Here is a 12,691-nt window from a genome sequence, read left to right as displayed (position 1 = left end):
ATTTTAAAGAGGATGAGCAGGTGTTTAAATCGGCTATTGGCTTAACGATTGCATTGACGGGCTTAGCGTTATGGTCTTTATTGCAGCCCACTTATGCGCAAACCGTCGCACCCAAAGACGCGCAGTTTTTGGGCTTGCCCATAGTGCAAATGACCTTGCCGCAAGTGCGTCGTCAATTATGGCAAATTGGCGGCTTTAAAGTGTCACGCTCAACCCGTGACTTACATCATATTGATAAATTTTTTACGCAAAGTGCACTGCTTGATAGTTATAACTTAACCTTTTACTATAATGACTTAGGTCAGGTTACCCACTTTAGACGCTTGTATCGTCCTTACTCTGAATCCTCTGAGCAAGGACAACTATTGGCAACTAACACGCTTGCAAAAACCTTGGCTAAGGATTTTGGTGCCGCTAAAGTTGAGCGCAAAGGCTGGGGCGGATTTGGTTCTTATATGAGTTATGTATGGGAAGACGATGCTTTAAGCATTCGCATTGACCGTTTAAATAATCACCCGCTGGGCGATGTTTATATTGAGTATCGACTTAAACAAAACGATCCCTATGCCGTGCAGACGGTCGAGGAAAACACCTTACCAAGATTTGTTAAAGGGAGTTAAGCGCGCATGAACACGATAAATGGGTTTGCCAATCCGTCAATGCTTGCTTATCAAGGCATTCAGCAGAATTTTCAACGCGTTGCTGAAAACACCTCTAATATTGTCCAGCCGCAAGCGGACTTTAACCAAACCGCAAATGCCTTGATTGATAACCGCATGGCACAGACTGATATCGAAGCCTTGGCCAAAGTTCTAAAAACACAAGATGCCATGCTTGGTCAGCTTTTTGAGGGCTGGGCGTAACCCAAAAGCTTGGCATTCAAACATTCTCCAATGCGTCTATAAAGTTGTTAATTTCCAACCAAGCCTCTGGCAGATGAGTAAAAGCATGATTACCGCCTGGGTAACGACAAACTCGTGCATTGGGTAAGTCTTGATACAGTGCGCAGGCAAAATCAATGTCTACCACCTCATCCCCATCATCCACCAGCAGTAAGCTCGCTAACATCGGATTCAATGGCGTAATTTCTAACTGCGCCAACTGATTTTTATACGCTGCATTAATATGCACCACCTCCTGGGTATAGGGATTACGGTGCTCTCCTAAGTAAGTGTCAAACAAGGAAAGTGGATTCAGTGCCGGATTAATCATAATGTAGGCGCAGGCGTATTTGTGTGCGAAATATTGCGCCAAATAACCACCAAGCGATGAACCTATTAGCACCACAGATGCGCCTTGCGAATGCCATGTTTGTAACTGTTTTTCGATAACCCCAATACCTGTTAATAAATCACTTTGACGATAGCCCAAAGTCAGTAGCTCGCCAAGTGGGAATGATTGTTGCGCTTGGTTTGCTTGCACAAACCACTGCCCTTTTTTTGACTGTTCGCTACTCAAAAAACCGTGTAGGTACAAGGTTTTGTGCGCCGCTTTAAATACTCGATTGGATGAGCGTTTTTCCGAATCCATCTCTGTTACAATTCCCCACTATGATAAAAACGCCCAAAATAATCGAACGCAAAACGCATTCACAGATTTTCCAGCAAGCAAAAATGCTGGGACTGACCGATTTGCAAGCAAAATTAGTGGCCAATCGCTTAGATGATGCCGAGCATATGCACGCCATCGTAACCCCTCAGCTGAAAAATCTCCAGCCGCCAAGCGAGCTAAAAAATGCCAATCAAGCAGCACAAATCATTGCCCAAGCCATTCAAGGTTCTGGGCAAATTGTATTGGCGACAGATTACGATACGGATGGTGTGACATCAGCGTGGGTGGCGAAAACCGCATTAATCGATTTTTTTGGCGTGAATGCTCAACGCGTCGAACATATTATTGGCGAACGCGCCAGCGGTTATGGGATTACTGATGAGGTGGTCGACCGAATTTTAGCCATTGATAAACCGATTGAACTGGTTATTTCCGCTGACCAAGGCTCCAGCGATGAACCGCGTATTCAACGTTTGGCACAAGTCGGTATTTCGGTTTGCGTTACCGACCATCACCAGATGCCGCAGGAAGGTGTGCCGCTGAGTGCAGTTTGCACAGTCAATCCGCAGCAACAAGGCTGTGTGTACGATAAAACCATTGCTGGCTGTTTTGTCATATTCTTAGTGATGGCTCAGGTTCGCCAAGAGTTGATTAAAGTCGGCTACTTGTCCAGCGATGCGCCAACCCTTAAATCTCTAGCCTGTAATGTTGCACTTGGTACGGTTGCAGACAGCGTTAGTTTAAAAAGTCCGAATAATCGAGCGATTGTTCGTGCCGGTTTACAGCAAATCAATCAATTTACGATTCCTGCTTGGCAGGCAATGCGTCAGCTTAACGATAATAATAAACAGCCTTACGATGCTGAGTTCTTAGGCTTTCAAGTTGCGACCCGAATTAATGCTGCCAGCCGAGTCAGTGATGTGACGACAGCCTATCACTTCTTAACCGCAACCAATGTGGAGCAAGCCGCCTTCTTTTTACAACAGCTAGATGAAGACAATCAAAATCGTCGTGCTCAGCAAGAAGAGATGTTGACGCAAGCCAAAGATTTAGCCGCCCAGTTGTATCATCCTGAACGCTACAGCCTAGCAATTAAGATGGAAGGAAATGCTGGGATTCAAGGCATTATCGCCTCACGCATTGGTGAGAAATATGGCGTGCCGACCGTTGCAATGACGGATTTACAAGATGGTTTTTTAGCCGGAAGCGGGCGCGGTATTGTGCCGGAGATGGATTTGCGCGCCGCGTTTCAGTGGATGAGCGAACAAGAGCCGCAGATGTTTAAATCAATGGGTGGGCATAAAGGGGCAGCTGGTTGCATGATTCCTTTGGAACGCTACGAGCAGTTTAGCGAGTTATTTGAACTAGCCGTTCAAAAACAGTTACCGAGTGCACCCTATCCGCTGATAGAAACCGATGGTGCCTTAAGCAGTTGGCAGCTAACCCCTCAACTAATTGATGAAATTTCTGCGCTAGAGCCGTTTGGGCGCGAATGGCCTAAACCGCTTTTCTCAGGACGTTTTCTGGTTGACCAAGTCAAAGCCGTAGGGCAAACCAAAGTTCATTTGTCGCTTAAGTTACTCAGTGAGGATCGCCAACGGTTTGGCGCCATCTATTTTAATGCGTTGCATAACCAAGGTGATGCATTACCATTTGATAGTGGTGATTGGATTGAATGTGCTTATCAGCCAGCGTTAAATAATTTTATGGGCAACACCAGTTTGCAGTTACGCTTATCAAGTGCCAAAGCCGTTTAAATGCCTGCTTTAATAAGTTAAATAATAAAAAAGCCGCCAATTTTGGCGGCTTTTTTAAGACCAAAATCCGATTTATCCTAAACACTTACTGGTTTAAGAAATCCAAAATCGCCGTTTCGATAGCGGTTTTATCGACTAAGGTTTTTTGAGCAATCTCTTTATTAAACAGCTCCGCAATCTGCGTTGGCACCGTTACGCCAGCTTGCTCGGCAATCATTTGCAATGCTTGTTGGTCGTGTTCAGGTTTCTCGCCGGTAATCGCCAACGCGATATTCGGTGAAAATTTCGTCCATTCCGCGGTTGCATAAGCGATGGTTTTAATCGACTTATCTTGGCGCTTAGTGTCATACACTTTAAAACAGGTGGCGGTGTGTGGACACATTAAATAATTTACTGCAAACGCTTGTTTAATGTAATCCAACCCTTCTTGGTCGGTACAGAAATCAGCTGCAAAAATACTTTGCACCTGGGCCAATTCATCGGAATTAAGTTGGTAATATTTTTCATTATCCAGCTGCAGCATCAACTCTTTGGTACGCTCAGCGCCAAACAGGTCAAATAAGATGCGCTCAACATTAGAAGACTTAAGAATATCCATCGCCGGTGATGTGGTTGGGATGACCGAACTGGTGCGCAAGTCGTAAGCACCTGTGTTAATAAAACGTGTTAACACGTTGTTATTGTTAGAGGCAATGTGGATTTGCTTGACCGGCAAGCCCATTTTCATTGCGTAGTAACCGCCCAACGCATTGCCAAAGTTTCCACTTGGTACGTTCAGGTACACCTGCTCGCCCATTTGGATTGCGCCCTGGCGCACTAATTCTAAATAGCTGTAAACATGGTAAATTGTTTGAAATATAATCCGCCCAAAATTCACCGAGTTGGCCGCCGATAGAGAAATATCATGTTTTTGCAACGCAGCGTTAAATTTTTCTGACGTCAGCAAAGATTTTAAAGCCGTTTGCGCATCATCAAAATCCCCATGAATACCGATGACTTTCAAATTGGCGGCATTTTCAGTAACCATCTGTAAACGCTGCACATCAGACGTTCCGCCGTCTGGGTACAGACAAGCAACTTGTACGTTATCGCGGTTTTTAAAGGTTTCTAAGGCCGCCGGTCCAGTATCCCCACTGGTTGCCGCTAAAATGAGATATTTTTCGTTGCGTGCTTGCGCGACCGCCGATAGAACTTTACCGAAAGGCTGTAACGCCATGTCTTTAAAGGCGCGAGTCGGACCGTGAAACAGTTCGGAAACATACAGGTCATCATAGACTTTGACCACTGGCACGGGATTACTTGGATCATCAAATTTGTCGTACAATGCCAAGGCTTCATCAATCACGGCCTCGTCAATATCGACTTCAAAAGCGGTTAACAGATCTTTAGCTAAGACTTTATAACCGGAATTAACGTGATCGGTAAGAAAAGCTTCACGTAACGTTGGAAGATATTCAGGTGAGTAAATGCCGCCAAACGAGGACATCGGACTAAGAATCGCTTGCGAAAAACTGATAGACGTTGGTTTTTGACCATCATTGCCACGGGTTTCGATAAAGTTCATGGGGTGCCTTAGTTAACAAATAGGTTACAAATTCAATAATGTGCGGAATTATACCGAATGTTTTTACGAATTGCTGAGTCAGACAAGGAATAAGTCGGAATGAATCGCTTGTTGTCTGCTTAAAATCACTGACTTATTCGCACAGTGTGCGCAGATTTTTATTCCATCGCCAAAAACGTTTAAGAGCACGCGCATTCAAATAAAAATGCTGATTGGCACCGAGGTCTAAAAACAGTGAATCGATTGTACCGGCGTGCAGTGCAGCCAATAGCGGTTGCATCCATTGGGTTTCAAAATCTTGCACAACACTCAGCCATTCATTCTGTTGCAAGCTTGGAATGCGCTCCGCAAGTGTGTCCAAGTACACCAAGTTATGTCCAGCAGACGCTTGAGACAGCCAGTCTTTAGCTTGGGTCACTTGCCTCTTTGATTCTGCACCAGTGGCCAACGCCAAGCCCTGCAGATAAGCCGAATCGGCAAAAATCGCAGCATGGATGCGCTGCTTGATGTTTTGATGCTGCAAAGTGCCCTCTCCCCACGGCCAAATGCTGTTGATTTCTGGCAAGCCTTGCTCTCGCCGCTTCACATTCACCGGATGGGTATAAAACAACATTTGTGTTTCGTTGATTAATTGGCGCCAATAAGTGGCGGCATTTCCGCGCGGATAGGCCTGGTTGATGCTTTGATAAGCAACGTCCGTTAGACGAGTAGATTGCAGATCAATCGATTGCTTAATCTGCATAAACCACTGCTCGGCCCCGCCAAATAACAGTTCTACACCATCTTCTGCAAAATGCTGGTTAAAGGCCTGCAGTAGCTGTTGTGATTCAACTATGCTGATTGCCAAGTCGCTCGGCGGAATTAACACCAAGGTGTCACGGTCAGGAATCATCTGCACCGGATCGACACTTAGCCAAAAATCGTCCGGCGCCTGTTGAAACGCTTCAGGAACTAAAATGGACGCAGATAATGCGGCTCTGGGGAGAACGCTGGTCTGATGAAATAAATAACAAGCCTGCTCGGTAAAATCCCGTTCAAGCCTTGGATGGTAATCGGCTTTTGATAGCAGTTTTCGCAGTACTGGTGTTATTTTTTTCGTTAGTTCAACTTCGCTCTGCGCAACTCTTTGTGGATGCAATAGGCCTGGTACCCACAAGGTCAATGAACGATTATATGCGGCAGAAGTTGAAACGGCTCTCATCAGTCGATACACCTTAAAATTGAGTGATAAAAAAGCCAGTTGTTACACTGGCTTTAAACGTTAGACGCGGCGAGGTTTAACCTAAATCGGCTACTCGAATACGCTGCAGTTCGCTATCGACCACGCCAAGAGAGGTTAAGGCCAGCAGTGCTTGATTTAATACCGACTCCTGAACTTTGTCAGTAATCATCACTAAGGTCACTGCTTCCGAGTCCTCTAATGAAGGCTCTTGGTGGAGTTGATCAACACTTATTTGGAAATCCGCCAGTTTGGCTGAGATTTGCGCTAAAGCGCCGGCTTGGTCGTTAACAGAACAACGCAGATAGTATCTGCTACAAATTTGGTCAATCGCTTCAACTGGAGCTTGCGCCAACTGCTCAGCTTTAAACCCTAAGCCTGGAACGCGATCTTCGATATTTTGCGATTGCGCACGAATGATATCAATAATGTCTGCGACCACCGCACTCGCCGTTGGGCCAGCCCCAGCGCCTGGACCATAATACATAGTCGGACCAACATGATCACCCTTGACCATGACAGCATTCATCACGCCATCGACATTTGCAATTAACACATCTTGGGCAACTAAAGCCGGATGAACGCGCAATGAGTAGCCGCTGGCTGTGCGATTGGCAATACCGAGATGTTTAATTTTAAAACCCAACTGCTTGGCAAATTGAATGTCCTGCGCTGTGATTTTGCTAATCCCTTCGGTGTAGGTTTTATTGAACTGCAGTTCAATGCCAAACCCAATTGACGCGAGGATGGTCAGCTTATGCGCAGCATCAATCCCTTCAACATCAAAGGTTGGATCTGCTTCAGCATAACCAAGCGCTTGCGCGGTCTTCAAAACCTGTTCAAAATCCGCGCCTGGCTTGGCCATCTCAGTCAGAATATAATTGCCTGTACCGTTAATAATTCCAGCTAGCCATTCGATTTTATTAGCCGCTAAACCTTCACGTACCGCTTTAATAATCGGGATACCACCAGCGACCGCAGCTTCATAATTAACAATCACGTTATTTTGGTTTGCCAACGCAAACAGCTCATTGCCATATTCGGCAATCAGTGCCTTATTGGCTGTCACCACATGCTTACCGTTGTTAATCGCCGTAATCAGTAAGTCTTTGGCGTAACTGGTGCCGCCGATTAACTCGACCACGATATCGACATCTGGATGCGAAACAACCTCTTCTGGATTGGTGGTCATTTGAATGCCGCTGACATCAACCGAGCGCGCTCGATTCAAATCTCGAACAGCAATGATGCGGACTTCAATATTGTGGCCGATGCGACGCTTGATTTCAGTGAGCGTGGTTTGCAGGATGTTGAGCGTTCCGCCGCCAACCGTTCCAAGACCAAGTAGACCAATCTTAAAGGTTTTCATAGTGTATTAGTAATCCTGTGGAATTTGTCCAGCAGCCGGATAGTGCCGCTGGAGCGCTACTGTTTATTTATTTTGTTGGATTAAACCATCTTTGCGGAACATATCACGAATACCGCGGATAGCTTGACGCGTACGATGCTCATTTTCAATCAGACCGAAACGAACATGGTCGTCGCCATAGTCACCAAAACCGATACCCGGAGCAACCGCCACTTTAGCTTCCGTCAGCAATTTTTTAGAAAACTCTAGCGACCCCATTGCCAGATATTCTGGCGGAATTTTCGCCCAAACGAACATCGTCGCTTTAGGTGGCGTAACTTCCCAGCCAATCGCATTAAGACCGGCGCATAGTACATCGCGACGTGACTTATACATGTCGGAAATTTCCTGCACGCATTCTTGTGGCCCTTCTAACGCGGTAATTGCCGCAACTTGAATAGGCGTAAAAGTACCGTAATCCAAGTAAGATTTCATCCGTTTAAGTGCGTGTACCAGCTCTGGATTCCCAACCATAAACCCAACACGCCAGCCTGGCATATTGTAGCTTTTTGATAGGGTGTAAAATTCAACTGCAATATCTTTAGCGCCTTCTACTTGCATAATCGACGGTGCTTTATAACCATCAAAAGCGATGTCGGCATAGGCCAAATCGTGAATAACCCAAATATTGTGTTCTTTCGCAATCGCCACCACTTTCTCAAAGAAATCCAATTCAACGGTTTGCGTTGTTGGGTTGCCAGGAAAGTTCAAAACCAGCATTTTCGGCTTTGGCCATGAATCCTTAATCGCTTTTTCCAGTTCCTCGAAAAAATCAACGTCAGGCGTCATTCGTACATGGCGAATATCGGCACCGGCAATCACAAAGCCATATGGGTGAATCGGATAAGCCGGATTTGGCACTAATACCGTATCGCCCTTTTCCACCGTGGCTAAAGCTAAGTGCGCCAGCCCTTCTTTAGAGCCGATGGTAACCACGACTTCACTGTCGGAATCTAGCTCAACATCGAACTTGGTTTTATACCAGTTACAGATCGCCTTACGCAGACGCGGAATCCCTTGCGAAACCGAGTAGCGATGCGTACCCTCGCGCTGGACAACTTCAATAAGTTTATCGACGATGTGTTTTGGCGTGTCCTGATCTGGATTGCCCATACCAAAGTCAATAATGTCTTCACCACGACGGCGCGCTTCTGCTTTGAGTTCTCCAGTGATGTTAAAAACATAAGGAGGGAGTCTTTTAATTCTTTGAAATTCGTCTGCCACGAAAAATGCCTTTCCAACCAAGTGTTGAGCCGCGTTTTAGTTGCGCCGCAACCGCTCTCAAACAAGCCAAAAAATAAGAAAATTATGGGTTTTATTAAAGGGGATAATGATACAGCATCAAAGTTTTACGTCAATTGAAAAAAATGCCAGAATCCGCTTTAATACAGGCAAATTTGGGTGAAACATCGTTCACTTTGGAATGATTTTTACAGGGAAGATTGATGCTTAAATATTTCCCCAACAGGGGACAAAGGAAGAACGATGAAATTTAGCGAACACCGCGATTCAAATATCAATGTAGTAAAAACCTATCAATCTGGTGAGGTACGAATTAATGCGCAGGTTTTTAAACAAAGCCTGTATTTTACCCAGCATGAAATTTTCAGCGATTGGACGATTCAACAGATTGCAGATTTAAGTGACGAACATTTACAACCGATTGTGGCGCTGCAACCAGAGGTGATTATTTTAGGCACGGGTGAAAAACAGGTGTTTCCAGATATACGCTTTTTCTCTTATTGTGCCTGTCATGGTATTGGTCTGGAAGTGATGGCGAATGATGCAGCCTGCCGCACTTATAATGTATTAACTACCGAGGACCGCGATGTGGTACTTGCGTTAATCTTCTCGCAAGCAGAGACTAACTGAAAAATCTGATTGTTCAGTAAGTTAGCACAGCCTTTAAATTGATTTTTCACTGGAAAATAGACCCAATAAAACCCCAAATGCTCTCGGGCATAGAGCCTTTTTGCTGAGCAAGGCGACTGTTTGCGGTTATCTCGTCAAGACTAAACAATCCCTTGCTACAACTTATAGAATCCGATGGAAACTTATTCCAACCTCAATTGGTTAAGATGTTTTTAATGGAAATCTTCTGACCGTGATAACGCGTTTCTACATACAGTTTTGGCCGCTGGGTTACCCCTGTCGCGCCCATTTCGGCAATCTGCTGTCCAGCTTGGACCTGTTCCCCTTTTTGAACCAGTAATTTATGGTTATGCGCATAGACGGACAGCTTGCCATCGGCGTGGCGTAACATCACCATATTGCCAAAATCGGCAATCCCATCACCCGCAAAAACCACAACGCCATCCGCCATCGCATACACACTTTGGCCAATAAAACCGTAAATTTCTAAAGCGCTAATCCCTTTTGCATCCCGTACAAAGCGATAATCAGTCTGTTTGTTCATTGGCCAAATCCAATTAAAACTGCTTTGTGACGGATCCTTTGCGGACTCAATCGGTTGCGATTGATATTGGCCTTGATCGCGATTAAAAACTTGGGCAACCGAGTTATCAGGTGTCTCTTGAGTTTGCTGAACAACCTCTTTCTCTTTTGACTCACTATTAACTGGCTCAGCATAGGGAATACGCAGTTCTTGATTAATATAAATCAAATCTGCGCGTTTAATATTGTTGGCTTCTTGCAATAACTCGAGTGGCACATCGCATTTACGGGCAATTTTGCCAAGGCTGTCGCCAGGACTGACCACATAAATTATTGCACAGGGATTTTCGCCCTGTCGTGTTGTCTGCGCCTTAATTGTGCTTTCGCGGCCATCATTCTGTGCAGTTGGCTCGTATTTCAGTTGCGAACTGCAACCAGAAAACTGGCTGCTTAACAGCAATAGCGAGATTGAAGCAATAAGTATCTTAGGTTTAGATGGTGCTAAATTGAGCATAATACAGTTCTTTTTAAACAGTTAATACAGTAAAAGTGGCGTTATAAATCGCATTTTTACATTAAAACAGATAGTGCCAACCTACGACTAGCACGATGATCGCAACCAAGATCCAACCAATCCAGTCGACCCATTTTTGGATGAGCGGTTCTAAAGGCGCTCCACCCCACTTCATCAGGCCGGCGACCAAATAAAAACGCGCACCGCGGCCAATGAAAGAAGCGATTACAAACGGCAAGAGTGCCATCGAACTGGCGCCAGCGGTAATGGTGAATACTTTATACGGAATAGGACTGAATCCGGCGATAAACACCACCCAGACGCCGTAATCAGCAAAAAATTGCGTGGCGCTATCTAACTTACCTTGGTAACCCAGCTCGACAATCAACGGGGTAATCGCATCAATCGCAAAATAACCAATTGCATAGCCTAATAGCCCACCTAAAACGGAAAAAACCGTGGTGATCCAAGCAAACCAAAATGCTTGTTGAGGACGAGCCAAACTCATCGGCATTAGCATAATATCCGGTGGAATCGGGAAAAATGAGGATTCGGCAAAACTCATCCCACCAAGATAATAAGGGGCTTTTGGATGTGCTGACCAGCGTAAAACGGCGCGGTACAGCGGTGAGAAAATTTTCATTGCGCGACTCCTTTTCGCATTGGAACAAAACTAACATCCCCCAATGGATATTGTTGTAACTGCTCACCTTGGCGAACAAAGCCATAAAGATGCTGCGGCTCAGCACCAATTGGAATTACCATTCGCCCACCCTCTTTTAACTGTGCGACTAATTCTGGCGGTAAAGTTTCTGGCGAAGCCGCAGAGATAATGGCATCAAACGGCGCCAAATCCGGCAACCCCCAATGACCATCAGCGGTAAAGAAATGCACATTACCAACTTGCAATTGATGGAGACGACTTTGCGCTTGGTAACTCAATTCGGTAATGCGTTCTACCGTATAGACTTCCGAACAAAGGGCGGAAAGCAGTGCCGTTTGATAACCCGAACCGGTACCAATCTCCAATACTTTGTGAATTGGCTGTTCAGCAATCAACCATTGAGTCATCAGCGCCACCGTCGATGGGTGTGAAATAGTTTGTTCATGGCCAATCGGCAAAGCACAGTCTTCATACGAGCGCTGTGCAAAAGCAGGATCAACAAAAAGATGCCGTGGCACCATGTTCATCACCTGCGCAACCCGGCTATCATGCAAAATGCCTTGTTGTAATAAACTGTCGATAAGACGTTGACGGCTGCGTGGCGACGTCATACCAACGCCATCAAATTCTTGGCAAATTTGCGCGTTTAAAGGCTGACCAGCATAAGGCGGCATCATCGCAAAGCTCTCTGATTAATCATGATTGACCAACATAATCATCAAATAGATGCGCCCATTGCTGTAATGCTTGAAGCGTTTGATAATGGGTTAAATCGATTGTCAAAGGGGTAATCGAGATGTACCCAGCCTCGACGGCATGAAAATCAGTATCTTCAGCGGCGTCAGCAGCGACACCAGCAGGACCAATCCAATGAATTGGCAATCCCCGTGGATCCAACTGAGTTACCACCGCTTCTGAGGCGTGCCGCCGCCCTAAACGCGTAATTTTAATGCCGCGGATTTGCGTAATCGGCAAGTCCGGTACATTGATATTTAAAATGCTGTCTGCACTTAAACGAAGTTGCTCTAGGCTGTTGAAAATCTTGAGAAAAAAATGTGCCGCTGTCGCAAAGTGCTGATGACCGCAAAGAGAGATCGCTATCGAAGGCTTGCCCAGAAAACGACCTTCGGTGGCCGCAGCCACAGTGCCGGAATAGAGTACATCATCGCCCATATTCGCACCGGCATTGATTCCGGAAATAACCATATCAGGCTGAAACCCAAGCGCCCCATTCACTCCTAAGTGCACGCAATCGGTTGGCGTACCGTTAACCGAATATTGGCTGATTTTTTGATCACTCGATTCACTGATTAACTGCGTACGCAGCGGATTAAGCAGCGTTAAAGAGTTACTGGCGGCGCTGCGGTTGCGATCTGGTGCGATAAGCGTCAGTGTTTCAATCTGCGGCAACGCCTGTAAAGCATTAAAAAGTGTTTGGATGCCAGGGGCAAAGTAGCCATCATCATTCGAGATTAGGAGTTTCATTCCGTTACAATATACCCATTAAATGCGAGTTAAGTTTTAGGCAGTTAATATACCGATAAGTCCGCGCTTTAGCAAAGGAAGGGGTAAAAAAGCGCCTTGAAAATGACTACGCCAGAATCGTAATAGGAATAATCA

The 12,691-nt window shown here is 45.5% G+C and carries 13 protein-coding genes; 4 read left to right on the top strand and 9 right to left on the bottom strand.

Annotation, left to right across the window (positions count from 1 at the left end; translation table 11 throughout):
• The first annotated feature begins 20 nt into the window (after positions 1 to 20).
• A complete protein-coding gene (locus HRR27_RS06630; protein WP_173272088.1) occupies positions 21 to 620 on the top strand; it encodes a hypothetical protein in 600 nt (199 codons plus the stop codon).
• A 6-nt stretch (positions 621 to 626) separates the two neighbouring features.
• On the top strand, positions 627 to 863 hold the full coding sequence (locus tag HRR27_RS06625; RefSeq protein ID WP_173272086.1) for a hypothetical protein: 237 nt from the start codon (positions 627 to 629) through the stop codon (positions 861 to 863).
• Positions 864 to 879: 16 nt separating this feature from the next.
• Here HRR27_RS06625 and HRR27_RS06620 read toward each other — a convergent pair whose 3' ends face one another.
• Positions 880 to 1,530: a YqiA/YcfP family alpha/beta fold hydrolase gene (locus HRR27_RS06620; protein WP_173272084.1), complete on the bottom strand. Its 651-nt coding sequence runs from the start codon at positions 1,528 to 1,530 to the stop codon at positions 880 to 882.
• Between the two features lie 20 nt (positions 1,531 to 1,550).
• Here HRR27_RS06620 and HRR27_RS06615 point away from each other — a divergent pair, with 20 nt between their 5' ends.
• The gene (locus HRR27_RS06615) at positions 1,551 to 3,308 is read left to right on the top strand and encodes a single-stranded-DNA-specific exonuclease RecJ (RefSeq protein WP_173272082.1); all 1,758 of its coding nucleotides are present in this window, start codon (positions 1,551 to 1,553) and stop codon (positions 3,306 to 3,308) included.
• Positions 3,309 to 3,393: 85 nt separating this feature from the next.
• Here the strand turns inward: HRR27_RS06615 and thrC are convergent, their stop codons facing one another.
• From thrC to alaC, 4 genes are all read right to left on the bottom strand, one after another.
• Positions 3,394 to 4,872, bottom strand: a complete 1,479-nt coding sequence (gene thrC, locus HRR27_RS06610) for a threonine synthase (RefSeq protein WP_173272080.1) — start codon at positions 4,870 to 4,872, stop codon at positions 3,394 to 3,396.
• Between the two features lie 133 nt (positions 4,873 to 5,005).
• Positions 5,006 to 6,073, bottom strand: coding sequence for a hypothetical protein (locus HRR27_RS06605; protein ID WP_173272078.1), 1,068 nt, complete (start codon positions 6,071 to 6,073; stop codon positions 5,006 to 5,008).
• 76 nt (positions 6,074 to 6,149) lie between these two features.
• Positions 6,150 to 7,460 carry a homoserine dehydrogenase gene (locus tag HRR27_RS06600; RefSeq protein ID WP_173272075.1) on the bottom strand — a complete coding sequence of 437 codons (1,311 nt, stop codon included), beginning with the start codon at positions 7,458 to 7,460 and terminating at the stop codon, positions 6,150 to 6,152.
• A gap of 63 nt (positions 7,461 to 7,523) precedes the next feature.
• On the bottom strand, positions 7,524 to 8,723 hold the full coding sequence (gene alaC / locus HRR27_RS06595; protein WP_173272073.1) for an alanine transaminase: 1,200 nt from the start codon (positions 8,721 to 8,723) through the stop codon (positions 7,524 to 7,526).
• Positions 8,724 to 8,984: 261 nt separating this feature from the next.
• Here alaC and HRR27_RS06590 point away from each other — a divergent pair, with 261 nt between their 5' ends.
• The gene (locus HRR27_RS06590) at positions 8,985 to 9,371 is read left to right on the top strand and encodes an Mth938-like domain-containing protein (protein ID WP_173272071.1); all 387 of its coding nucleotides are present in this window, start codon (positions 8,985 to 8,987) and stop codon (positions 9,369 to 9,371) included.
• A gap of 193 nt (positions 9,372 to 9,564) precedes the next feature.
• Here HRR27_RS06590 and HRR27_RS06585 read toward each other — a convergent pair whose 3' ends face one another.
• The 4 genes from HRR27_RS06585 to surE all read right to left on the bottom strand — a co-directional run bounded on the left by HRR27_RS06585 (position 9,565) and on the right by surE (position 12,556).
• Positions 9,565 to 10,407 (bottom strand): M23 family metallopeptidase, encoded by an 843-nt coding sequence (locus tag HRR27_RS06585; protein WP_173272069.1) that lies wholly within the window; start codon positions 10,405 to 10,407, stop codon positions 9,565 to 9,567.
• A 61-nt stretch (positions 10,408 to 10,468) separates the two neighbouring features.
• The gene (locus HRR27_RS06580; RefSeq protein WP_173272067.1) at positions 10,469 to 11,050 is read right to left on the bottom strand and encodes a YqaA family protein; all 582 of its coding nucleotides are present in this window, start codon (positions 11,048 to 11,050) and stop codon (positions 10,469 to 10,471) included.
• Positions 11,047 to 11,748, bottom strand: a complete 702-nt coding sequence (locus tag HRR27_RS06575; RefSeq protein WP_243830802.1) for a protein-L-isoaspartate(D-aspartate) O-methyltransferase — start codon at positions 11,746 to 11,748, stop codon at positions 11,047 to 11,049. The genes HRR27_RS06580 and HRR27_RS06575 overlap by 4 nt, the downstream gene beginning before the upstream one ends.
• 19 nt (positions 11,749 to 11,767) lie before the next feature.
• Positions 11,768 to 12,556, bottom strand: a complete 789-nt coding sequence (gene surE / locus HRR27_RS06570) for a 5'/3'-nucleotidase SurE (protein ID WP_173272065.1) — start codon at positions 12,554 to 12,556, stop codon at positions 11,768 to 11,770.
• Between the last annotated feature and the right edge of the window lie 135 nt (positions 12,557 to 12,691).

This window comes from Thiosulfatimonas sediminis, from assembly GCF_011398355.1.
GTDB lineage: Bacteria > Pseudomonadota > Gammaproteobacteria > Thiomicrospirales > Thiomicrospiraceae > Thiomicrorhabdus > Thiomicrorhabdus sediminis_A.
Note: the sequence above shows the minus strand (reverse complement) of the source record. Positions and strands in the feature narration are given on the sequence as shown.